The sequence below is a fragment of the Chitinophaga sp. S165 genome, assembly GCF_003182155.1.
In the GTDB taxonomy this organism is placed as follows: domain Bacteria; phylum Bacteroidota; class Bacteroidia; order Chitinophagales; family Chitinophagaceae; genus Chitinophaga.
The window spans coordinates 1404645-1429763 of the sequence record NZ_QGTG01000001.1; the positions used below are offsets into that span (position 1 = coordinate 1404645).

Below are 25119 nucleotides of genomic sequence, written 5' to 3' on the forward strand. Positions count from 1 at the left end.
CTCTTCAAGTCACCCGGTTCCTTTCCAGGTTTCCTTCTTTCTTAAGTTTAAAGTAGACCAGGTCTTTGGCTTTCAGTTCCTGGTAATGTTCTTCGTCTCTTGTTGATATGACTTTTGCAGGATTACCCGCAATAATTGAATAAGGCGGTATCTTCCCGGAGACTACACTTCCAGCGCCTACAATAACCCCTTCTCCGATAATGGCGCCAGGCACTATAATAACATCCCCCCCGATCCAGACATTCTCATGGATCTCTACCGGTCTTTCATCCAGTGTTTCGTCATATGGGATAGCCCTTGCATTTCTGAAAACATGGTTAGCAGAATAAATCTTCACACGTGGCCCGATAATGACGCCACGGAAGATCTTAATACCGCCCAAACCGCTGATGAAAGCATGAGGGCCTATATATACATAGTCTTCAATAAAGATATTTTCCGGCTTCTGGAAGCTGTAGTGCGGCTGAATTTCCACACCTGTACCCAGCTTACCAAAGCGTACTTTGGATAACTGGTATTTACGGATAGCTCTCTTAATTTGACCTAATACCATGGCGTTTGAATATTTTAATCAATAAAAAAGCAATGACCGCCATCACACAGGGCAGCATTAAGATCCGGACTACAAAGGGAATATTCACGAAGGCCAGCAACCCTATTGAACCAAGTATCAGCAGCCAGACAATATTGCTTTCCAGCGATAACACAAACTCCTTTTCACACAATTTCCTTGACAGATAAAAGGGAATAAACACGATCGTATTTAACAGATAAGCGATAGCGTATGCTGCGGAACGTCCAACTGCTCCATATTCCTTTAAAAAATACATACAGACCAATGCCACCACTCCCCAAAAACCGTTACTTAAAAAGCTCCACCACATATATCCTTTCGCCGTGAAGTTCCTCGAGATCCCTTGCCTGTGCGCTACGACGATCGTAGTGAACATTACGAGCACAATGGACGTCTTTAAGGTCTCCCCTGCATAGTCACGACCGAAAAGCAGGTTGCCCAACTCAGGAACATACATGAAAGGCAGTGAGATAAAGATCCCTACCGTCCACGGCAAATAGTTATTTACCATTTCAAACTTCCTGTTCGCGCTATTTAGGTTCTGGACTACATAAGGCAAAAATGCCTGTCCGATCATCCCGTTAATAACAGTCACAACAAGCATAATATTCAGTGCTGCATTATAAATACCCAGCTGCTGATATCCACTCGGAATTTCTACCAGGAATGCATTACAGAACCAGTTTACCGGCAATACCAAACCTCCGCTTAAAACAGCCGGCAGACTATAAGAATATAAAAGCCCGAATTCTTTGAAGAACCCGCTCTCTCCCACATTAATACCTTTCGCTGCCGCGGCTCTTCTCACTTCATAAAAGCCAAAGCAGCATATGATAAACGCGTTACATGCCAGCGAGATCACCGCTCCTGAAACACCAAAAAAGTAAGCAAGAGCGACCGCTATCGGAATGTTAAGTATGCCTGCCGTAAGATTGATCTTCGAAATGCTTTTAAACTCTTCCATTCCAAGTAGTATGCCGTTTTGCATCCCACCTACCGAATAAAAGAGAATAGCGATACCGCCTATTTTCAGGTCATTCACCAGTTCTGTCGACTTTAACGAAACAGCAGCCAGTGGTTCTGCATAAATGAAAATACTCGCCGCTACAATGATCCCTGTGATCCACGACACCAGATAAGACATCCGTATGATACGGCCTACCTTGACCTTATCTGTGGCGCCATACTCTGAAATAAACTTTGTGGCGGTGATACCAAGTCCTAATCCGGCAAAAGTCACGAACATATCTACTGTAGACCTCACCATACCCAGTTCACCAAAGCCCTGCGTCTTAAGTATCCTCGCTATTGCCACATAAGTCAGGAAGATGAGCATCCTCGAACCAATAGTACCAATGAATGTCCACACCATACCAGAAGACACCTTCCGGGCAAGATCAGACTTGAGATTTCCTCTGATCAACCCGGTAGCCCTTTCGGGCAGAATATCCATTACCCTGGATACTAATATGCTGCGGCTCATAATACCTGTAATTCATTAATGTGGTTCACTATCCTGTCACATGACTTACCGTCTCCGTAAGGGTTCACTGCATTAGACATATTTTCGTAAGCCGTCTTATCTGTAAGAAGGCTATTTACATACTGATAGATCTTTTCCTTGTCCGTACCTACCAAAGACACGGTGCCTGCCGCTACAGCTTCAGGACGTTCTGTGGTATGCCTCATCACCAGTACCGGTTTTCCCAGTCCGGGCGCTTCTTCCTGTATCCCTCCGCTATCTGTCAGAATAAGATAGCTGCGGTTCATCAGGTAAATAAAAGGCAAGTACTCCAACGGTTCTATAATGAACACGTTTGGCAATTGTTCATTCAGCAGCACATCGGCCACAGGCTTTCTTACATTCGGATTAAGATGCACCGGGTAAATAAAGTCAACGTCCTTATGATCTTGCGCGAGCTCTTTAATAGCATTACAGATATTCAGGAACCCATCTCCGAAATTCTCACGGCGATGACCCGTTATCAGGATCATTTTCCTGAGTGCCGGAGTGCCATTGTCCTTCCATTGATTGATCAGCTCTATGGAAATTCCCATCTTCGCCAGTTCACCCTCTGTCTCCAGTTTCAGCTGATCGTCTGTCAATACCCTATCCAACACCTGGTACAGCGCATCGATCACAGTGTTGCCCGTTACGTATATTCTATCGTCCGGTATACCTTCTTTCAAGAGGTTTTGCCTGGCCGTTTCTGTAGGTGCAAAATGGCAGGTGGCCAAACGACCTGTTATGTTCCGGTTCATCTCTTCAGGCCACGGGCTGTAAATATTATGTGTTCTCAGGCCCGCTTCTACGTGTGCAACAGGGATCTGTTTGTAGAAGGCAGCGAGTGCAGCAGCAGTTGAGGTGGTAGTATCTCCATGCACCAGAACAATGTCCGGAGTTACTTCATTGAGAACGTTCCTCATGCCTTCCAGTACCCTGACAGTAACATCCGTCAGGTCCTGTCCCTGCTTCATAATATTCAGATCATAATCCGGCGTGATATCAAAGATCCTGAGTACCTGGTCCAGCATCTCCCGATGCTGTCCTGTAACGCAGACAATTGCTTCAAACTTTTCCGGATTGCTCATCAGTCTTTTCACCAGTGGAGCCATTTTAATGGCTTCGGGTCTCGTACCAAAAACAACCAATACTTTTTTCTTCATTATATATGCTTTACAACCGTGCGTCTACCAAATCCCTGTTAAGACAAGCTTTGGTATCAAAAATGACCCCGTTATTTCTGATGATTTTCTTATAATCCAGTTCCAGGAACTCCTGGTGAGCAACCGCTACAATGATCGCGTCATAAACAACTGAACTGCTCAGTTGCTTGATGATATCTACACCGTATTCATGATAAACTGCTTCTTCGTTCGCCCATGGATCGTATATATCTACATCCAGTCCGAACTGCTCCAGCTCATGATAGATATCCACTACTCTTGTATTTCTTACATCCGGGCAATTCTCTTTAAATGTGATGCCCAGGATCAGTGCTTTGGAGCCTTTTATTTTATGATCTTTTTCGATCATCAGTTTCACCACCTTATTGGCGACGAACTGTCCCATCATGTCATTCACCCTTCTTCCGGACAGGATAACCTGTGGGTGATAACCCAATGATTCCGCCTTATGTGCCAGATAATAAGGATCTACCCCTATACAATGACCTCCTACCAATCCCGGTTTATACTTCAGGAAATTCCACTTCGTACCTGCTGCTTCAATAACATCATGCGTGTCTATCCCGATCCTGTCAAAGATCAGGGCCAGCTCATTTACAAATGAGATATTCACGTCACGTTGTGCATTTTCGATAGCCTTAGACGCCTCCGCCACTTTTATGCTGGGCGCCTTATGCGTACCCGCCTTGATGATGGAACTATACAGGTTATCTACTATAGTCGCAATCTCCGGCGTAGAGCCGCTGGTTACCTTTTTTATCTTAGTGAGGGTATTTACTTTGTCGCCCGGATTGATCCTTTCCGGAGAATATCCAACGAAGAAATCCTTGTTAAACTTAAGTCCGGACACCCTTTCCAATACCGGTACACAATCTTCCTCTGTACAACCCGGATATACTGTTGATTCGTAGATAACAATATCGCCCGGTTTCAGCACTGCTCCGATCATTTCTGAGGCACGTAACAACGGCCGCAGGTCAGGCGCCTTAAACTGGTCAATAGGCGTAGGAACAGTCACGATAAACGTGTTGTATTGCCTGAGCGCTTCCCTGTCGAAGGAGAAACTCAACCCTTTGCGGGACTTTCCATTTTTTCCCTTCAGGCGGATGGCTTCCAGCAGTTCATCCATATCTGCTTCCTTCGTGCGGTCCTGTCCTTCACTCAGTTCCGATATACGTTCCTGGTTGATGTCAAAACCTATTACGTTATAATGCTTCCCAAATTCAATTGCCAGTGGCAAGCCCACATATCCTAACCCAATAATGGCAATGCTGCGTTGATCATTTACTGCTTCAACCTCCGCAGGTATATGAAGCTGATTAATTTCTTCGACCACGTTATTCATATAAAACAGATTAAAAAAATTAGAAAGTTGACATATATGCGTTACTTCTTCGCGAGCGAACGTTTCACTTTAGATATTATTCCATTCGTTGACTGTGGCGTTTCGGAATAACCGTAACCGTAACCATAGCCGTATCCATAACCATATCCGTAGCCACTGCCTATCTTAACATCGTTCACGATGATATTGATCTTAGGCAGTTTCTTGTTGAGATGCAGATCTCTTGAGAGCAGCAATTGCTGTTTGAAAGTGTACCCCTGCCTTACCAGGTAAAGGGTCGTATCAGCAAAGCGGCCCAGCAGCTGTGCATCGGTAACAAGACCTACAGGCGCTGTATCTATGATGATATAATCAAAGCGTGTTTTCAGCTCACGGAATAATTTCTCCGTTGCATCCAGCAGTAACAATTCTGCAGGGTTTGGAGGAATAGGTCCGGAAGAGATGATGTAACAATTCTCATGGAACCCGGAAGGCCGTATCAGATCGTCAATACTGGTCTTTCCGATCACATACGTACTAAACCCGAACTGGTTCACCAGTCCCAGTTGTTCTGAGATCTTTGGTTTACGAAGGTCCATTTCCATCAATACGACCGACTTTCCGGAAAGTGCCAGTACAGAGGCAATATTGGTAGCAACAAAGGACTTTCCTTCACCACTCATACTTGAGGTCAGCAGGATCACCTGCCCTTTATCGCCCAGTATGAACTGAAGGTTCGTTCTGATAGCGCGGAACTGTTCAACTACCGGAGCAACAGAACCTTTCCGTACAACAACGAGCTCTTTATGATCAGAATGCCCCACCTCTGCAAGGATCGGAACAGGCGTATTGTTGGTGATATCTTCACGGCTGCCTACCCTGCGGTTAAAGAGGTCTTTCAGATATAAAGCCAGGGATGGAATAGCAACACCTGCCAGCAATGCAAACAAATAGAACAAGGTCCGTTTAGGTGCAAATGGAGCGGCATCACTTTTAGCAGGATCAATGATCCTCGCTATTGCCAGGTTCGACGATTTGGAAATGGCTGACTCTTCACGTTTCTTCAGCAGGAAGAGATACAGTTCCTGTTTTACAGCCTGTTGTCTTGAAAAGTCGAGGAACACCCTCTCTTTACCAGGCACCTGTTTGATCTGGCTGCTAATGCCTCCCATGCGTGTTTTCAGCTGATTAATGCCGATCTCCACGTTATTCTTCATGGATGTTATATTGGAGATCATATCCTCTCGCAGGGAAGCCAGTTGCTGATCTATATTCTTTACAAAAGGATTTGACTCTGTTGTGGTCATCAGGCTGCGCTGTCTTTCCAGCTGCAATGCGTTATATCTTTCCACAATTCCCAGGAAGGTAGGGTCCTGCACAACGAGGGAAGATGGTACGATACGTTTGCTGTTGTTCTGGTCTTTCAGGTACTGCTCGATGGACTCTACTATACTCAGTCTCACTTCCTGTTCTGTGAGCTGTTTGGTAAGGTCTTCTGTACCGGATACCAACACTTTGGATTGAGCATCCAGGTCGGCCAGATCATTAGCCTGTTTGAACTGCTGGATCTGTCTTTCAACGCCGGTCAGTTCACTGCTTACCAGCACCAGCCTGTTATCTACGAACGCGATCGTGCTGTCCACTATCCTGTTCTTATCTTCCACGCTGGCCTGAAGATATTTATCAATTAACTTGTTAAGAATGATCTCTCCTTTTCTGGGTATGGTCGATTCAATACCAAGATTGATCACGCTCACCTGTTTATTCGGTACCTCTATTTTGATCCTTTTCTGATAAGCGGCTACGGCATTATCAAATGAGGTCACGTTTATGAGATATTCCACATCCACCAATTCAAACCTCGTATTTCTGTTGATGCACAGCACACCTTCTTCCAGCGTGATGGTATCACCCCAGTTCAGTTCCTTCTGGTTATTCCTGTCTTTGAACAGGAATTTCTTTTCGTTAAGCGGTTTTAAAACGTACTGCACATTTCTGAGGGTATCTTTCAGGTACACCCAGTTGGCGGTGAACGGCACGTCAAGCACTTCAGATTTCTTCAGGTTGCCTTCCACTACATAATTAACATTCAGCTTCAGGTCTCTTACCACTTTTTCAATGATAGACCTTGACTTCAGGATCTCAACTTCGTTGTCGACATTGCTCTTTGTACTGAAGAGCCCCATCTGGTCTAATATTTCCTGCCCTTGTATATCGCCGCCTTTCTTGTCGTCTTTCACAAGGATCTTTGCATTGATATTATATCTGGGAGTAGCATATCTCAAATAAGCCCATGCCAGTGAACCGGTCACCAGCAGGCAGATGACAAACCAATACCATCTGTTACGCAGCTTCTCGATCACATTTTGTATATCCAACGTGCTGTCAGGTAAAAGCTCCATTTCCAGCTTGTCATTTAAAGCGCCATTTACGTGTTTTCTACCGTTCATTTAATTAAAGTTTAATCCTAGTTGCAAGCACAACTATAAGTGACAATAAGGATACCGCTATTGTGAAATTCCTCGTCCTTGCAACGTCGGTAGACGCTACTTTCGCTTTATTAGGCTCCACGTACACAACATCGCCCTGGCGTAAATAGAAATAGGGTGATGAGAACATTCTGCTATCATTTATATTAAAACGGATAAACTCCTTTTTCGCGCCGGAATCTCTTATCAACAGGATATTCTCCCGTTTACCGTAAATGGTAAGATCGCCGGCCATGCCCAATGCATCCAGCAAACTCACTTTTTCATTCGGCATGATATAAGAGGCAGGTTTAGCAACTTCCCCAAGAACGGTGATCTTGAAGTTTACAAACCTGACGTTTACAACGGGATCTTTATAGAACTCGGCAGCTTTTGTTCTGACCTCATCGCGCACCACGTCTGTCGATTTTCCTTTCACAAACATCTTCCCGATGAGAGGCAGCACTACATATCCGTCTTTATCGACCAGGTAGCCGCTTACAGACGAAGATGACGAAGTAGGCGCCGGACCACCCTGCCCCGTACTGTTGGCGGTTACCTGCCAGGTAGCAGTGTTTTGCTGGTTCAGCAATGCCGTGGAAGAAGGATCGAGTGTTTGTATCGTTACCTGCAAAATATCATCCGGCTGGATCTGAGGGGTATAGAAAGTCGTTTGGTCAATGACTGTCTTTTTCGCCGAATCAGGGATATCTCTGAAGTACGTAATGTTTTTGGGCGTTGAACAAGATGCAAAATATAGAGACATACTACCTGCCAACAACAACAGCAGGTACAATCTGGGTTTTGTAGTGCGACTCCCGTAATTAATAATCCTCATTATTTATTTAGCTGTTTAAAAAATATAAATTGTCAGCATACCAGGGTGATATGCTGATGATCATTCATTGATTCTAACTATAGCTTTATCTTATCTTTGTCCAGATGCTCGTACGCTGAATTCTTGCTGATAAATTCTGGTACCAGTTGTTTCATCAGAGCCACTGTTGGAGTGATATAATGCTTTTGTGCGGATGCTAGCAGTTGCTCAATATGCTCATTCACTTCGACGAAATCATATTCACGAACACGGGCTATCATAATTTTCTCATGATAAGTACTGAGTGTATTCTCTGCATTGTTCAATAGTTCTTCATATAGCTTTTCTCCCGGCCGTAATCCTGTGAACACTACCTGTACATCTTTACCAGGTTCTCTGCCACTCATGCGGATCATCTTACTGGCCAGTTCAGCGATTTTCACGGGCTGTCCCATATCGAATACAAAGATCTCACCGCCTTGTCCCATAGCGCCGGCTTCCAGCACCAGCTGACACGCTTCAGGGATGGTCATGAAATAACGGGTGATGTCAGGATGAGTTACTGTCAGCGGCCCGCCTTTTTCAAGTTGCTGTTTAAAGCGAGGTATAACAGAACCGTTAGAACCTAATACATTACCAAACCTTGTTGTGATAAACCTTGTAGGCGGAATACCATATACAGGGCCAGATTTTTTATACTGGCGATTAACATGATTATTATAAGATTGTATAAAGATCTCAGCTACTCTTTTTGAAGCGCCCATTACATTTGTAGGGTTCACTGCTTTATCGGTGGATACCATTACGAATTTTTCAACACCGAATTCCACCGACATCTCCGCAAGGATCTTCGTGCCTAGTACATTGTTCAGTACGGCCACTGATGGGTTCTTTTCCATCATGGGCACATGTTTGTAAGCGGCTGCGTGGTATACTACAGAAGGCTCATATACTTCAAATAACTGCTGCATACGTACGCGATCGCATATATTGGATATATAAGAAACTATGGGAGTACCGGGCGCGAGTTCTGCAATCTCCAACTCCAGTTCATGCAGAGGAGATTCGGCCTTATCGCACATCACAACAACTGAAGGCTGCAGCTTAACGAGCTGTCTTACCAGTTCACTGCCTATAGAACCGGCAGCACCTGTAACGAGGATGGCTTTCCCTTTTGCCTCACGGCTAACCTGTTCATTATTGATGCTGATAACGGATCTTTCCAGCAGGTCTTCGATTTTGATGTCCTGCAATTTGGCAGGGCTCCAGCCTGCATTGATCCATTTTTTCACTGGAAGAACTTTTTGAACTTTAATGTTCAGCGCGATACAATTATCTACAAGATCGTTCAGTACTTGCGCATCGGGTGCCTCTTCTGCAACGATGAGCAATTTCACCTTTTCCTGTTTCACCAATCTTTCAAGCGAGTTCCTGGACGAGCCATAGATAGGCAATCCATCGAGGCGTTTACCCGAGCGTGTGAATTTTTCATCAATGAAACCAGCGATGCGTATATTACCTGTCTGATCTTCGCTAATAGCTTTACGTACCATCAAACCGGAATGACCGGCGTTATATATAACAGCTCTCGTTTTATTAATGGTGCCGTATCTGCTGTAATAATTAAATGCCCATTTTACAAAGAGCCTGTAGGATAAGAGGAAGAATGTATTGATGAAGAAGTTGATAGCAATAACAGACAGCGGGAACATATTTTCTGCTGTATAGTTAAATGCCGCAACATTGATGTAGTAGTAAATAACAGCACTGACAAGGCTTACGCAGGAAATGCGGCCTATATCAGCCATGCTCGTATACCTCACAATGCCCGTGTAAGTACGAAACAATAACGACAATAATAAATTCACACTCACTACAACCAAAACAATATCCTGCATGGGGTATCGACCAAAGTCTTCGAGGTTAAAGTTAAGCCTGAGTAAAAAAGACAAGCTCATTGCAACAATCGAACACCCGAGGTCTAATAACAAAATCAGCCAGGATGGGGTAATCCATGATCTCTTAGTCATCGGTTTAATTAGATAAGGTTAAAACTGTATCATTATTTCATTAACTCGGAATCTCTTTCAAACAGTGTGTTTTACAGCATTTTAAGTTCTAACCTGCGTGCAAAATAAATACATAATGTTAAATTTTGTCCAGTTTACAGATGAGTTTAGCCACATGTTTTTAACACTAATATTTATAACTCTTAATATTAAAAACACATTGATTCCTACAATTTATCTATACTCCCTACACTCGCGCTTATATCGTCAGAATATTATTTTCGATCTCTATTATTTAACAAACACACAGAATTTAATATTGCGTATTTCTACGCAGCATTAAATCACCAACCTCAATGAAACACATATATCAAACACGCCAAAGATTTGGACGGAGCCTGCCTTTCCATCATGGGTCTTTCTTTTAAGAATATGGTATTAGCATGAAGCAACGAGTTTCTCATGGCATGTGAGTTAAGTTGACTTACCTGGTTATACTTTATACTCTAAAGGTGTTTTTAGCATACTTTAAAGCGAATGCTTGTTATTCAAGTTGTTTGGTGAGACAGTTGAAACAAACACTATACCAAAAAGAAGACTTGCCAATCTTTCGACATACCACACTTGATAACAATTATTGACATGAGTTTGTTTTGGAGATTTAAAAAACGGGAGCTCATCCGTTGTCTTTAAACAAAAAGGAGTAACAAATAAAAAATAAAACAAATTCAAATTAATGATTGTATGAGCATCTCGGGTTATCTTAAAAAAAAATACCCGGTGCTTTTTCAAGCACCGGGTAAAGTTTACTACAAAAAAATATATGTCTTTACGTTATTCCACAGTTAGTGTGCCGGTATGGCCACAGGTTTGTTCCTGATTACCGGCATTGGTGTTTCCACATGCATTTGTTTGGCCTGTGGCTTATGCCATACATAACTTTTCTTTAGGCAGGAATAACAGATATACCTGCGGATAGGAAAAGCGCCTAATATATATTTTACAAAAAAACCACGCGGTACCCTGTCTTCAAGAACACCGTGTTTACATTTAGGGCAATCATGCAATTCAATACGTTCCACTTTGGAAGATGAGCCCTGCAGCAATACGTAACTCATAGGTAATTAATTAGAATGATAAGGGATAGTAGTTTGTCCACGAACTACTATGCAAAAATACAGATAATATTATTATTGCATTAAATTATTTTATATTTTGACAATTAGTTAATATGAATAAACTTTAGAATTGGTTGATATTGTCAAGTGTTCTTATTGAAAATAGTCTCCTTTATTGCTACAGCCCCCTAAGTCACTGGTAGCTAATACCATATATCCGTTCCCTCTCGCATTGCAGTTCCGAACCGGATGGTTTTGACAATTCGGAAATTCCTCGATGATAGCCTCTGCCCTTATAGTTAATCCTTCTGAAGTTCTCGGATAAGCTTTCTATCGGCTTCATATAAGCTTACCAAAAGATCACCAAAAGGGTATTTAAAGGGCATTTATATATCAAATCGATATTGAAGTGACCTTTAGATGACCTTTTAATGACGTTTTAGATTGGTTATATGTACCTTAGAGAAACGATACAGTAAACTTGTATTTATAACCTCAAAACGACCTTTTTATGGCCATTGTTAAAGACAATATCCTCATGCAGCTTGTACGGGGCACCCTCGGCAAACAGATCACGATCTACGAAAGGAATGGGCAGATCATTATGGCGAAGAAACGCGGCCATTCAAAGAAAAAGCCTACACAAAAGCAGCTGGAGGCAAGGCATAAGATGACCATTGCTTCGATGCGTGCGCAGATAATGCTGGAAGATCCTCAAATAAAGGCTTATTATCAGTCGCTGGCAGGACCGGGGCAAAATGCTTATAATATAGCAGTGAAGGATGCTTATCGCAGCCCTGAGGTCCAAAATATCAGATTGGAAGGTGATGAGGTTGTAGTGACTGCCCAAAACGAGTTTAGGGTAGCAGAAGTGGAGATAAATGTAATAGACGCTGACGGTGTTGTTACCTGCAATGGACGAGCATTTTTGGGCCGGAATGGAGTAGATTGGTATTATAAAGCAGCGGCATTGCCTGCAGGCGGTAAAGTCATCGTGGTAGCGAAAAGTCTGCCGGGGAATCGAACCGTAAGGGAATTGCTGCTTACATAAAAAACGGTTTCACAGTTTATGAATGGCTTCTTTCTGGTAAAGAACATTCTCAAATACGCCTTAATTTACCAGCTGACTTGGATTATTTTGATATATGTTTTATTCCGCGCTAAAAGTGGATAGGCATAGCCGTGACTTAATCACACGAATCCCCGGGTTTTCAACTTCATCCCATACAAGCTTCTTTGTGACGGCTCTATAAATACGTTTAAAGTATAGCACTTGCATCTTCAAATTCTTCACGTTGGTGAACTGGTTTCCAGTCGGCGGTAGGAAGTTTTCTTTTGTTTTTTCCGGCAATTGTTTTGCGTAATCACTGATGCAAGACGATTCGTTTGCAATTACGCTTGATATTCTTCGTTTCTGCCACGTTACAGATACAGCTAAGTATAGGAATGGCCGGCGATGCAATAATTCCAATTTCTTTACTATTTTACCATAATGAAAGGCTTGCATATAGATACCAGCAGCAAAATTCCCGTTTACATGCAAATTGCAGATTCCATCATGGCTGCAGTTCGCGATGGTGTTCTTACCCGTGATCAACAGATACCATCTATCAATGAGCTAAGTGAGCAATATTTACTTTCACGCGGCACAGTAGAAAAAGCATATAAAGAACTAAGGGATAAAAAGGTGATCATATCGGTGAAAGGAAAAGGGTATTTTATTAACAGGACAGATGTGGTTATCCCGCTGCGTATCTTATTACTTTTCAATAAGATCAGCAACTACAAGAAGCAGGTTTATAACGCTTTTGTAAAAGCGTTAGGAGACAACGTATTTGTAGATCTTCATATCCATCACCATAGTGTTCCGTTGTTTGAAAACCTGATCAATAATCACCTGGGGGACTATGATTATTATGTGATCATGCCGCACTTCTATGAGCAACCAGGTAAAGTGTTGGAAATATTACAAAAGATACCGGCAGAACAATTGATCCTTTTAGATAAAGACCTCCAGGAGCTCCACGGGAATTATGGCACAGTATATCAAAACTTTGAAAAAGATATTTACGAGGCGTTACACGAAGGGCTATCTGCACTAAAAAAATACGACAACCTCGTATTTGTCAATCCAGGCATAACCCCCTACCCTATGGAGATTGAAAAAGGCTTCCGGTATTTCTGCAGGATGCAGGATTTTAATTTCTCCGTTATAGAAGGCATAGAAATGCAAACTCCTGTTACCAAAGGACAAGCGTATATTATTATTGAGGAAACAGATCTTGTCAACCTTGTAAAAATATGCAGGAACGAGCACCTTGTTATCGGGAAAGATGTAGGTATCGTGTCCTACAATGAAACATTACTAAAGGAAATTCTCCTGGACGGTATAACAGTGATCTCTACAGATCACGAGCAGATGGGCAGCGCCGCTGCGCGAATGATCGTGGAGAAGAAACAGGAGCGGATTAAAAATCCTTTTAAACTGATCCTTAGAAATTCCTTATAGCGAAGTTCTCAATGGGTTTCTGAATAATGCTTAATAATGGAATGATAAACGTTCTTACACCCTAATCAATTAACAGCGTATCAAACAGATACGTCTCTTCCACTATATTTCAAACTTTTCAAGCTTCGAAAAAATCTGCTGACTTCACCATTCGCAACCGATTATTTGCATATATTTGCAACCGAATGGTTTCGGGATTAATAATCTGAAAAATGAGAAGAGATATTTTCCAGGCCATTGCCGATCCGACAAGGAGGGCTATCATATTGCTGATCGCTTCACAGGCAATGACCCCAAATGCTATAGCCGAGCATTTCAACACAACCCGGCAGGCGGTATCAAAACACCTGCGCATACTTGCGGAATGTCAGCTGGTCACACAGGAACAATCCGGCAGGGAGATCTATTATCAGTTAAACGGAAATAAAATGAATGAGATCGACCAGTGGCTCGAACAATTCAAAAAAATATGGGAGAGCCGCTTTAACGAACTTGATAAGGTATTATTAACGCTTAAAAACAACAAAAAATGAACGCCAATTTAGCCTTTGACTTTTCTGTTGATAAAGAAAACAAAACCATCACGGTAAAACGGGAGTTTGACGCAGAAGTTGCACTGGTATGGGAAGCTTATACCAAAAGTGAACTCCTGGACCAATGGTGGGCGCCAAAACCCTGGAAGGCCAGGACCAAGAGCATGGACTTCAGGGAGGGCGGATCCTGGCACTATGCCATGGTAGGACCAGAAGGCGAAGAACATTGGGCACTGGCCAATTATCAGAAGATCGAGCCCCGGAAAACATTTACCGGCCTTGACGCCTTTGCCGATGCAGAAGGAAAGGTGAACAAAGACATGCCACAATCCAAATGGGAAGTCACTTTTATCGATAAAGGACAGAAAACACTTGTGCAGATCCATATTTCCTATGACGACCTCGCTCAACTCGAAACAACTATCCAGATGGGCTTCAAGGAAGGATTGGCAATGGCAATGGAAGGATTGGACGAATTGTTGCCATCATTAAAAAAATAGGCTAAATTAGACTACTCTCAGACCAATGCCAGGCCTGCCTGGGCAACACGTTACGAAAACAGAAAAACTATGAAGAAAAAAATTCTATTTGTAGTCAGTCTACTATTCGGACTGATGTTCATTCATTCAGGATTAAACAAATTTTTCAACTACATGCCGCCCCCAAAAGACATACCTGAAAACATGGTAAAGGTAATGGAGGCGTTTATGACAATCGTCTGGCTGATGCCGCTGATCGCAGTTGCTGAAATTGTTGGCGGTATACTTTTTATCACTAACAAATACAGGGCCCTGGGTGCAATCATTATCTTCCCGGTTATGGTCGGGATCGTTTTGACACACATCATCCTCGCTCCTTCCGGATTACCTATTGCGCTTGTATTATTTGCAATAAACATCTGGGTGATCATCGAGAATCGTGAGAAATATCTTCCAATGGTAAGATAACAGGTTATTATACTGTCTTACAACTTCCTTTTGAATCAGGAAGTTGTAAGACGGTATTTATATAGTCATTGTTTTCCAGCTGGGATCTTTTCGTAAAGTTCCCTTCCCGCTCTTTTAACAACCAGCGTAATAACATTGGTATACTCGGGGTCCTGAAATTTAACCTCTACATCCTCTCCTTCCATCTGAGCGTCTATATACTCCGTATAATACGGCAACTTCCGAACAGGCGCTGTTCCCCTATTCCATGAAATAGAAACAGGCCTGAACTGCCTAACGGACAAGAGGCAATGAAAAAATATTTCATTAACATGGAATTAACGCTTTGGCAAAAAAAGATTTTATTACTTCGTGACCTCTTACAATTCGTGCAGCAAATACCTATACTTTCGTCTGCATGGATATTGTTAGCCGACCATAATACTTAGTTCTTACCGACCATTTTAAATAATTATCTCGTTAATACCGGTTAACCATGAGATGATTAGAGAACGCATTTATTGTGGTAACTGATCTTTTAAATTTGTTCACCTAACTATCCGCTATCAAGAAAATGACTCATCGAATCAGAAAGTTTATTACTTATTTTCTGGCACCATTGATTACAATGCTGCTAACAGCTATGAGGATGCCCGATTTCTGTGAAAAGTTGAAATCAATACATCCCAATTTAGGAATATGGCTCGACTATTTTGTTATTCTCGCTACCGTTTTTATATACTATTATTCATTTTGGTCGCCACTGAAATTATATGAGAGTCAGGCACGAAAAAAATGGGAATTCATCAATTTTATGGCTGCCAAAATAAATGAGGATTATGACGGGAAATTCGATTTGAATTTCAATATAATGTTAGCCGAAACCAGATTTTGTTATTACATAGAGCCTGTAAAAGAAAATTCTGCATTTTCATGGTTATCCCGCAATGGACGAAAATTTTCGCTGTACGGGAAAATACTAAAAGTTATCTGGGACCATGGCAGTTATTGCAAACCGCCCAATTTTAGAATGACCATTAACCAGGGCTTATCTGGCCTGGCCTTCCGGGAAGGAAACGAAACTAGCTGGGGAAACATTAAGGGTGGATTTTCACTTCAAGAGACAACCGAAGCAGATAGCACCGGACTAAATGATGAACAAAAAAAAGTCACTAAAGATATCGTCATTGCGGCTTCCTGTCCGTTAGTATTGACAGATAAAGATGTTAATGGAATTAAAAAAAGAGTAATAGGCGTATTGAATGTAGAAAGCAAATCAATTGCATCAGAAGAACTACTCTTAGACGCATCAAAAAAACATACGTTTTATGAGGAAGTGGTCTCTCTTTCCAGAATATATCTTAATTTACATTTATAGTATACACATCCACGTTATATAAAGAAACCAAATTCATTACCAGCCTTAAAAACAAAATTTATGACAAGACAAGAACTTATTGAATTGATAAAACAGAACATGGATGCCGAGGGAATTTATCACGTACCGGCTATCGTATCTGAACACGATCCCAATCCAGAACTCATTATGCCTAAAGGCCTGAACTGGGAACAGAAAAAGAAATGGGCTCTCGATACTTTTGACAGCGAACTTAAAAGGATAAGGAAAAAATATAAGCAATCATAAACGATCGCTTTTTCATACATAGTAAAATCAATTTAACAAGAAGGTTCTCAAAATTGAGAACCTTCCTGTTAAATTGATAAAAGCTTAGATGATACTTAGAATATCCAGGACCTACGGACCGGTACTTGCCAATAAATAACACAATAGGACAATAGGACCATATCACCTTAACAAAAACCTACTTCGGCAGCGCTGTGTTAATATCGATCTTCTTTTTCATTACCTTCTGAAGGTTCCTCGCAGAATCCAGGTGAGTATATAATAAAGCTAAACTACCGGCTGCGAAAGATTTCACCTCCGGATCTGTTGCAAATTTTGCTGCTCTTCCATAATCCCTGATGTCTTTGTTGTAATCATTCACCGTTATATCTACATAGGACCGGTCAAATTCAATTCCCTTCTTTTTCATCAGATCCTCTCTTCGCTTTTGTTCCTTATTCGATACATCAGTTGGCAGTATCACATTCTTTTTAGCTGCCAGCTCCTTTAGTTTTTCTTCACTTTCACCCAGATCCTTCACGATCATTGCACCCAGGTCTTTTACCTTTTGATTGTCTGATCTGTCAACAGCCATCTGGCCTAGTTGTTTTCCCAATATCCTGTCACTGGCCGCGTTCACAAGAAAATCAGCATCGTCTTTTGACAATGGAACAGCCATCGAGTCTCCGGGAGGAGCCTCCGTATCTATTCTTTTAGCATTTACTTCTTTTGCACTTTTGACGCTGTCAGGAGTGCTACTGTTACAGCAGAGAAGAAGGGAGAGAAGTATAAGACCCGAATACAATCTGAGAATTTTTTTCATGGTCTTTTTTATAAAAACGCTCAAACTTTATGCCACGGAAACTATTATAATACCGTCTACTATATACAATACATATATTCAAATCCAGATATCTAAAAGAATGGCTGTATATAACCGGATTAGGGGATTGTCACTCACTGAACGAAAAGCTACTTTTGAATACGACGCTTAACCATTAAGACAATGAACCATTAAATTGCCCATGCCCGTCCGTTCCCCCGCACATAACGGCATGGTCATCGGATCTGCTAAAAGAATATCATATGACATCCCAGGAAAAACAAGAAATCCTTGCGAGGCTGGCTGCTACCGAAGCTGCGTCGTTAATAGCGCGTGAGATCGGTCATAGTTCCACCAGCGATGAAGCATTGGCCTGCTTTCGTATTATGGAAACACTTAACATACCGGCACCACAGGTAACAACGGTATACAGAAGTATGGTTAATCATCTGCAGAATGCAGACCTCGCTATTAATTTCAGAATTAAAGATTTCTTCTCCAAACCGGTTGAAGGCACCAGGTTTCTCAATACCTGGGACAGAGACAAGGATTCCGACGATTACCTTGCTACCAGGAACAATGTAGAAGAAAGGCTGTTCAATTATTCGAATATTCGCCGTGGCTCTGGCGGCAATATAACGCCTCCAATTGGAACAACGACCAGGATGAGGCTCTTTGGCAGCAGAAACAATAATCCGTTCTTTAAACCCGGTATACGGCCCAAATATGGAGCGCTTAACTTCGCCAACTTGGCCGATGGCCCTGCACCGGGTTATGGGGAATCATTCTTTGTACTGAAAGACTATATAAAACATAATAGTACATTTTTCCCCGGAGACTCTTTTAAGGCCAATGAGGCGAATAATTCTGCCGATATGGTAGCTAATTATTTCGACATGCACAGAATTATATTGTACATGGAGGAAAGAATGTTACGGGCGCTTCACACCGCCGCAACCGGTGCAGCAGTAACAGGCCTGCCGCGTAAAGATTATATCGAGGCACAGCTGCATACAGATGTTGTATTCAGCAGGGATATAAAAAGGATCTGTATCTCTAACTTTGATATCTCAGTACTGGGCACTGATACGAACCATGTAAAGTCTTCACTTGAACATTTTTCAAATACACACAACATCCGGCTAATATATCATTAATATAATCAATGGTCTGCCGGATATTCAAACCAGCAGACCATTGATCTATTATGTCGTTTGTGTACTGCAACCATCTCCGGGATAATATTTCCTGATCGCCTTCGACATATGGCTGGCATCTGTAAAGCCCAGCTCATAGGCGATCTCTTTCGCACTCTGATCCGAATTCTCCAAACGGCTTTGTGCTACGTTCACCCTGGATTTAAGAATGTATTCCTTCAGGCTTTCCCCTGTCTTCTTCTTAAAATATTCGCTCACATAGGTTGTAGACAGGTGAAATTCACTGGCTATCGATTCGACCCTCAATTTGTCATTGTTGAACAGATTAAACTGGATATATTGCAGCATATCACTTACCTGCTTATCTCCCACCGGATGATCATTCCTGAAGGTCTGCTCAAAATTACGCCGCAGGATATTGAGCAGGGCAAACATATGTCCCCGGATAATAGAATCTGACTGCTCCCGCTTATTCGTATACTCATCATAAATACCTTTTATGAGGTGAACGAGCATGTTCTTGTCGGAACTACTATGTATGATATCCCCCGGCTGCCTGTTATAGCTGCTCAGTATATAGTGCAGGTTCTGGAACCATTCCGTATAGTCCATCATCTGCATGCTATCTTTTCTGAAGAACAAACCATTGAACCGGATAAAAATGAATGTGGTGGGTTCTGCGATCTCGAACGAGTGACAATCATAAGGCGGCAGTAAGTAAATATTGTCCTGCTGATAAGGGATCAGGCTATGATTGATACACTGCTTGCCCCTGCCGGACTCTATATAAACCAGCTCAAAAAAATTGTGCTTGTGCGGACGCAGCGTCCACTCCTGCAACTCTTCCCGGCTAATGAAAAATGGCTGAACCGAATTCTCTACCTGCATTGGCAATTCCTGATTATGTTAAAAACCTTCGGATACCAGATCCTGAATCAGCGATCAAATTAATACAAAAACGGCTATTACTGAACCTCTTTCTTAGGGAAGTGTCAATACAATACGTCCCCTGGTACTACCTGTCTCCTGCTGTTGGTGGGCAAGGTCCATCTGGGAAAAATCGAAATGGTTGACATATGGCCTGATAATCCCTCTTTCCAACAGGTCGGCCAGCGCTGCCATATCAGTCCCATTTGATTGTACCAGGAAGAAAAAGGCATTAACCCCGTTTTCTTTTGCTGCGTCAACAACCTCTGCCGGAACACCGGTCGGAATACTAATGATCTTACCTCCCGGTTTCACGACCTGGATAGATCGTCTCACCATATCTCCCCCCACTCCGTCAAATACCAGGTCAACATCTTTTACTACTTCTTCAAATAACTGGTTCTTGTAATCAACATGTTCGTCCGCACCCAGTTCCATCACAAAGTCCCTGTTACCGGCGGAAGATGTACCTATTACATGTGCTCCTATATGTTTTGCCAGCTGCACCACAAAATGACCTACACCTCCTGCCGCGGCATGTACCAGTACCCGCTGCCCCTTTTGCAATGCTGCCTGTTGAAATAAAGCCTGGTAGGCCGTCAATGCTGCCAATGTTGTTGCTGCCGCCTGTTGATGTGTCACGTTAGCCGGCTTTTTAGCCAGATGTGATGCAGGCGCCGCCACATACTCCGCATAAGCCTTGCCATGACCAGGAAAGTTAACCATTCCGAACACCTCATCTCCTACCGAAAACTCCTTCACATCACTACCTGTCGCCGTCACAACACCAGAGATATCCCAACCTAATATGATCGGCATTTCATTCTTAATACGCCCCGCAACGCCTTTTCCCGCTCTCGTCTTAACATCTACCGGATTAATGGCAATCGCATTCACCTTTACCAGCACTTCATTTTCCTTTATTGCCGGTTCTGGAAGCTCTGTGTATTGTAGTTTGTCTGTTCCTCCGAAATCGTTGATGATAATCGCTTTCATGTGTAATAAGTTTCAATTTATGAATGACTTAATATTTTCAGATCTTCAGTCTGTATATGTAATAAGGATATTTTGTCAGGTTCTGGTTATTGTTAAACCAGGGCATCTGCTGGATCTGAGAGGTGGATATGTACAAATAGCCATCATCCGAAATACTATAGCTATCCGGCCATACCAGCCTGTTAGTATCTGTTACCAGCGTCTGCATCTTTAGGTCTGGTGTTATTTTTACAATGCTGTAATGTTCGAGATCTCCCAGGTAAAGGTTACCGGCTTTATCGAACTCCATACCATCTGTAGTAATGAAATGCCCCAGATCCTGCACGCTGTCTGCAATTACCTTTTCAGCTGTTTTAAAATCCTGTAGCAAACGCGTACTGATACGGTACAACTTATCATCTGTCAGCGGTTTATAGTACAACCATGCCTTATCGGGTGATAATGCAATCCCATCGGAATTCACCTTTACCGCATGACCGTCAGCGCCTGCCAGTTCCTTTCCGTTCTGGGTAAAGTGATACGCAGTATCTGACAGCACAGAAGGTGTACCATGAAGCACCATACGGGAATCGCCAGTATTGATATTCACTACAACAATCCCGCCATTAGAGGAACTGGTCATATATGCATAACCAGTGGTATTGTCAATGCGGATATCATTGATATAACTATCCTCTCCTGCTACGGATTCAGGGAATCTGTAAATACGCTCGATCTTATTGGCAGCCAGTTTGATTTTCACCAGCTTGTTACTTTTACCGTAGACCTTTCCAAGACCGATACCAGCGGCATCCACTATCCATAGGAAACCTTTATCATCGGCTACAACCGCCTGCACACAGACGAACTTATTCTGCCCATCTTCTCCCTTTTTAAAGCTGTTCCATGTTTCATCAGGATAAGGAACAGGCTTGCCGTTTTTAACTTCTACAACAGAATATGAATGTTTGTCCAGCCAATAAGGATAATTGGCGAACACTCTTCCATCTGCTGTTACGGCTACCCCTGTAAGCTGGTAAGTGCTATCGGCAAATACCACCTCAAGCCCTGAAGAATCTACCCTGGAAACTTCGGCCGTTGTATCATTATTTGTAGCTTTCTCTTGCTTACTATTGTTCGCGCAGGCCGCGAAGAAAAGACCCGCAGCGATCATTATTGTAATAGTCTGTTTACGCATAATATCTTTTTTTAGAGTGGCAATGACTGATCATTCAACATACAACCGGCCATCTGGTTGTATTGACAGGTCAAAATTCCTATAAATTATTCCCGGGGAAGAGTATTTATGCGGGTAAGAAATGTAAATTTCAAGGATAGTGGTAGGTTGAGGCACTACCTAATAATCAATATACATGCAATCGCAGCATTCACGAAAGAATACCTCAAATCAGGATAGAAGAGTAAATTACTTTCGATTAGTTGATACGCTTATCAAACCCTAAAGCTATAAGCTCATTACAGGCATCCCATACATCCTCCGGAATTTCCTGGGGGATCTGAAATCCTTTGCTGCTATATGTCTTTATCCTGTATAAGTCACCCACCAGTGTACTGAGAAAGGTCTCGTAGGATATATCTACACTGGAGAAATAATCGGTCATTGATATTTGCGGAGATGTAACCGATATAGGCACTTCTTTATGATAATTCCTGAAAGTAGCAAACGTGCGCCGTTCCATATACGGCTTGTGGACCAGTATGAAACTTGACGGGGTTATATTACGTTCTTTCAGTAACTGCATGCTGAACACGACGTTTTCGCCTGTGTTGGTCGACTTATTCTCTATCAGGATGGCCGATTCCGGTACGCCTCTTTTGATAGCTATTTCCGCAAATGTTTCGGCTTCACTTACGTTCCAGAGGTCCTGCGTCAGGTACCCGAAACCGCCTGAGAAGACAATCAGGGGCGTTAGCCCTTCCAGGTAGATATCCGCAGCCCTTTCGGCCACACTCACATCATGACTGCCTAATACGAGCATACAGTCCGCCTGCTTCACCTCGTCATTCAGACAAAGGTAATTCCATATTTTCTGGGCGAGTTGAAAATTCCTGTCTTCTGATTGCATAGTGTAATAATACCAATTCTACTTTTAATATCCAACCACTTAGTGTCTGAATAAACCCAGGCTCAGCTTATCGCCTGCAGAACGGTTCACCCTTAGACAGGCATCCAGCTGCGCTTTCATGCTCTCCAGCTGAAACCGGGTGCTGAATAGGGAATCCTGTATACCTGCCATTTGCGACACATCATCTGACATCTTCTGATAAAGCTGAAAACTCGGTGTATGCAGCTGCTGTTGTTTCAGTATTTCATTTACTTTAAAAACTGCATCCTGAACATTCTGCAGCATGATCGCCTGGTTATCCATTTCTTCCGGATTGATCTGTGTAAAACGGGACAGGTCATTGAGTTTTGATATGATCAGATCGAACTGCGTATTGATATCCCTTCTTTTTGCAAGCACCTGGTCGGCCAGGTCAGCACGCTCCTGCAGCAACTGCCGCTCATATCTTTGCGTGCCGAAAAAAAACGACAGGCACATAATAGAAAAGGCTGCCAGCACAATGAAGCTCACGCCAAAAACGATATATGATCTTTTTAATTCTTTTTCGTTTACAGGTTTCATGTCAATCAGATTTAATTATCAGAAATCAGCGGTGTAGGATGCATTGTGTACCAGAATGCCATCCGTAGTAACAAAATAGTTCTCATTGTCACATACAGAGAAGTTGTAAACCACAGCACTTCGTGTGATCAGGCCGATCTCTTTTATTACTTCCCGGCCGCCGGTAATGTTCTCAAGTTCATCCCAGGGTTGCAGGTCTTTGGCTTCCACCCAATTCCCTTCTACCATAAAGCGATGGTCGGGTGTTACTTCAAATATTGTCCCGTTGTCCAGTTCAATGACCATCATGGTCAACGTGGTACGCCGGTGCAGCTCTTTGATCGGTTTCAGCTGCCGTTCTCCGCTTGCTTCATCAACCGTCCACAGTAACACGTCTTTTGTGACCGTTTCAATGGGCAATAACCCATTATTGGTATGTACAGGGGTACCAGCCGGGAAACAGGTTAGCGTGGCTCCTTTGGCCGCAAAAATAGCAAGGGTCATCTCTGTACCGCTGGCCTGCAGCCTTTCGCTGTTCTTCTTTTCAACACTGTTCCAGGTTGCATCTGCAGGACCAGAGAAGACAGATGAACCATTTACGCTGCGGCTCATCACACTCATACTACCATACAACGAGGACGGATCAAACATAACTGGCGCGCCCTTGCGGCCACTGCTCATTGTACCCAGACCACGCCCCGCCAGCATGTTGAAGGCAAAACCGGCAATATTCCCCAGGTTATTGTAACTGGTAGCAGTCATCGCCTGCCAGAAGGTTTCTTTGGCTTCGATAATAGCCGCTTCCGGCGGACAAAGCATCGTACTTTCTCCTACCACCAATGCAGGCTTACCTCCTATGAGCAGATTAGTAGACGCTCCTACCCACAACCTGGCCGCAGCACTCAGGTTACATTTCGCCAAACCTACACCACTGGCAAAAAGAAGCAGACCAGGAGATATTCCCATGCGGGGTAAACCCACTCCCGGAGAAGCCATTACCGCCACTGCTTTAGACTGTATTTCAGACACGGGAGGGGCAGTAACTGCCAGGTTGCCCATACACATAAAGGCATTGCCTATCATCGTATCGGCTGCTGTTGCTGCCAGATGCCCGCTGAAAGATACCCGTTGTTGGCTGATCACCTTCATCTGTTTGAACATAGCCCCTTTAGGACATACGAGGTAATGTTTTTCTGTCAACCACTGTTGTTCCATCTATGAAATGCTTTCAAGGTGTAAATAGAGATCTGACCGGCAATCGTTCGTTAGTTGCTCGAATACCGTCATATCCGCTGATAACAGCACGCCATTGCCATCATGCTGGAAACTGGCCCGTGTATAATGTTTAATGTCCAGTTCCTGCTGTCCGGTCACCAATGTGATCATACCTTTATCGATACGGCCGCCGCCGTCCAGTATCGCCTCCACTTGCACGCTATATCCATCCGGCTGTTGCGTGGTGCCGAAGGTTTGTACAACCGGCACGAAGAACCCTATTCCCATACGGTCCCTGACTATCTGCCGCCGCGTTGTTTCCGTTCCACCCGGCCTGATGCCCCAGTCATACAGGAACAACTGCATGAAGTGGGTATTCGCGAGATTTTCGATCACTTCTACCGGCGCGTCCAGCTCACGGTCCTTATGCCGGATGATCTCAAATGCGGCAATCGGATTTACCTGCATCAGCTCTTTTTTAACGGCATCCCATTTGCCTTTTATTTCCGGTAGATTGAGCAGGCCTTTTATCTGCCCATCTTTATTGATGCAGATGTGCTGCCTGTTATAGATCCTTGCCAGTTTATTCACGTATTCTATGAGCTGGTAAGTGTTCGGATCGAAATATTCGGTTAGCCTTACTTCCTTTTCTTCCAGTACGTATTCCTGCAATTCCGGGCGACTGGCGTTCTGTCCGTTCCACTGCAGTTCATAAATGCCGACGGTGGCAAAGCTGTCCATCATCGTCAGCATTTTTACATTCCCTTTAACGGTAAGTTGATACTTCCTTTCTTTCTGCTCCATC

24 protein-coding genes are annotated in these 25119 nt (G+C 43.1%); 8 read left to right on the top strand and 16 right to left on the bottom strand.

The window, feature by feature from the left end:
- Positions 1-4: 4 nt before the first annotated feature.
- From C7475_RS05080 to C7475_RS05115, 8 genes are all read right to left on the bottom strand, one after another.
- A complete protein-coding gene (locus C7475_RS05080) occupies positions 5-553 on the bottom strand; it encodes an acyltransferase (RefSeq protein ID WP_110051778.1) in 549 nt (182 codons plus the stop codon).
- Positions 534-2057, bottom strand: a complete 1524-nt coding sequence (locus C7475_RS05085) for an oligosaccharide flippase family protein (protein WP_110051780.1) — start codon at positions 2055-2057, stop codon at positions 534-536. The genes C7475_RS05080 and C7475_RS05085 overlap by 20 nt, the downstream gene beginning before the upstream one ends.
- Positions 2054-3241 (bottom strand): non-hydrolyzing UDP-N-acetylglucosamine 2-epimerase, encoded by a 1188-nt coding sequence (gene wecB / locus C7475_RS05090; protein WP_110051782.1) that lies wholly within the window; start codon positions 3239-3241, stop codon positions 2054-2056. Before wecB ends, C7475_RS05085 begins: the two co-directional genes overlap by 4 nt.
- A 10-nt stretch (positions 3242-3251) precedes the next feature.
- Entirely contained in the window at positions 3252-4607 is a 1356-nt protein-coding gene (locus C7475_RS05095) for a nucleotide sugar dehydrogenase (protein WP_110051785.1), read from the bottom strand.
- Positions 4608-4648: 41 nt separating this feature from the next.
- Positions 4649-7036 (bottom strand): tyrosine-protein kinase, encoded by a 2388-nt coding sequence (locus C7475_RS05100; RefSeq protein ID WP_110051787.1) that lies wholly within the window; start codon positions 7034-7036, stop codon positions 4649-4651.
- 4 nt (positions 7037-7040) lie between these two features.
- The gene (locus tag C7475_RS05105) at positions 7041-7892 is read right to left on the bottom strand and encodes a polysaccharide biosynthesis/export family protein (RefSeq protein ID WP_110051789.1); all 852 of its coding nucleotides are present in this window, start codon (positions 7890-7892) and stop codon (positions 7041-7043) included.
- Between the two features lie 77 nt (positions 7893-7969).
- Entirely contained in the window at positions 7970-9694 is a 1725-nt protein-coding gene (locus C7475_RS05110; RefSeq protein WP_233259764.1) for a nucleoside-diphosphate sugar epimerase/dehydratase, read from the bottom strand.
- A 1031-nt stretch (positions 9695-10725) separates the two neighbouring features.
- A complete protein-coding gene (locus C7475_RS05115) occupies positions 10726-10998 on the bottom strand; it encodes a hypothetical protein (protein WP_110051794.1) in 273 nt (90 codons plus the stop codon).
- A 511-nt stretch (positions 10999-11509) separates the two neighbouring features.
- Here C7475_RS05115 and C7475_RS05120 point away from each other — a divergent pair.
- The 7 genes from C7475_RS05120 (at position 11510) to C7475_RS05150 (ending at position 16611) form a co-directional block, all read left to right on the top strand.
- On the top strand, positions 11510-12049 hold the full coding sequence (locus tag C7475_RS05120; RefSeq protein WP_110051796.1) for a hypothetical protein: 540 nt from the start codon (positions 11510-11512) through the stop codon (positions 12047-12049).
- Between the two features lie 486 nt (positions 12050-12535).
- Positions 12536-13507, top strand: coding sequence for a GntR family transcriptional regulator (locus C7475_RS05125; protein ID WP_233259765.1), 972 nt, complete (start codon positions 12536-12538; stop codon positions 13505-13507).
- A 212-nt stretch (positions 13508-13719) separates the two neighbouring features.
- Positions 13720-14040 (top strand): helix-turn-helix transcriptional regulator, encoded by a 321-nt coding sequence (locus C7475_RS05130; protein WP_110051800.1) that lies wholly within the window; start codon positions 13720-13722, stop codon positions 14038-14040.
- Positions 14037-14540 carry an SRPBCC domain-containing protein gene (locus C7475_RS05135; RefSeq protein ID WP_110051803.1) on the top strand — a complete coding sequence of 168 codons (504 nt, stop codon included), beginning with the start codon at positions 14037-14039 and terminating at the stop codon, positions 14538-14540. The genes C7475_RS05130 and C7475_RS05135 overlap by 4 nt, the downstream gene beginning before the upstream one ends.
- A 69-nt stretch (positions 14541-14609) precedes the next feature.
- On the top strand, positions 14610-14987 hold the full coding sequence (locus C7475_RS05140; protein ID WP_110051805.1) for a DoxX family protein: 378 nt from the start codon (positions 14610-14612) through the stop codon (positions 14985-14987).
- A 793-nt stretch (positions 14988-15780) separates the two neighbouring features.
- The gene (locus tag C7475_RS05145) at positions 15781-16344 is read left to right on the top strand and encodes a hypothetical protein (protein ID WP_146217474.1); all 564 of its coding nucleotides are present in this window, start codon (positions 15781-15783) and stop codon (positions 16342-16344) included.
- 60 nt (positions 16345-16404) lie between these two features.
- Positions 16405-16611, top strand: coding sequence for a hypothetical protein (locus tag C7475_RS05150; RefSeq protein WP_110051810.1), 207 nt, complete (start codon positions 16405-16407; stop codon positions 16609-16611).
- A 178-nt stretch (positions 16612-16789) separates the two neighbouring features.
- Here C7475_RS05150 and C7475_RS05155 read toward each other — a convergent pair whose 3' ends face one another.
- Complete coding sequence (locus tag C7475_RS05155; RefSeq protein ID WP_110051812.1) at positions 16790-17413, bottom strand: DUF4142 domain-containing protein; 624 nt, start codon at positions 17411-17413, stop codon at positions 16790-16792.
- A 263-nt stretch (positions 17414-17676) separates the two neighbouring features.
- Between C7475_RS05155 and C7475_RS05160 the strand changes: the two genes are divergently transcribed.
- Positions 17677-18570 (top strand): DUF3626 domain-containing protein, encoded by an 894-nt coding sequence (locus C7475_RS05160; RefSeq protein WP_110051815.1) that lies wholly within the window; start codon positions 17677-17679, stop codon positions 18568-18570.
- A gap of 48 nt (positions 18571-18618) precedes the next feature.
- Here the strand turns inward: C7475_RS05160 and C7475_RS05165 are convergent, their stop codons facing one another.
- From C7475_RS05165 to C7475_RS05195, 7 genes are all read right to left on the bottom strand, one after another.
- On the bottom strand, positions 18619-19458 hold the full coding sequence (locus tag C7475_RS05165; RefSeq protein ID WP_110051817.1) for an AraC family transcriptional regulator: 840 nt from the start codon (positions 19456-19458) through the stop codon (positions 18619-18621).
- 93 nt (positions 19459-19551) lie between these two features.
- On the bottom strand, positions 19552-20493 hold the full coding sequence (locus C7475_RS05170; RefSeq protein WP_110051819.1) for an NADP-dependent oxidoreductase: 942 nt from the start codon (positions 20491-20493) through the stop codon (positions 19552-19554).
- A 37-nt stretch (positions 20494-20530) separates the two neighbouring features.
- Positions 20531-21670 (bottom strand): L-dopachrome tautomerase-related protein, encoded by a 1140-nt coding sequence (locus C7475_RS05175; protein WP_110051821.1) that lies wholly within the window; start codon positions 21668-21670, stop codon positions 20531-20533.
- A 238-nt stretch (positions 21671-21908) separates the two neighbouring features.
- Positions 21909-22559: a YdcF family protein gene (locus C7475_RS05180; RefSeq protein WP_110051823.1), complete on the bottom strand. Its 651-nt coding sequence runs from the start codon at positions 22557-22559 to the stop codon at positions 21909-21911.
- A 39-nt stretch (positions 22560-22598) separates the two neighbouring features.
- Positions 22599-23120, bottom strand: coding sequence for a hypothetical protein (locus C7475_RS05185; protein WP_110051825.1), 522 nt, complete (start codon positions 23118-23120; stop codon positions 22599-22601).
- A gap of 18 nt (positions 23121-23138) precedes the next feature.
- Positions 23139-24314, bottom strand: coding sequence for a Hint domain-containing protein (locus C7475_RS05190; protein WP_110051828.1), 1176 nt, complete (start codon positions 24312-24314; stop codon positions 23139-23141).
- Complete coding sequence (locus C7475_RS05195; protein ID WP_110051830.1) at positions 24315-25118, bottom strand: hypothetical protein; 804 nt, start codon at positions 25116-25118, stop codon at positions 24315-24317.
- Between the last annotated feature and the right edge of the window lies 1 nt (position 25119).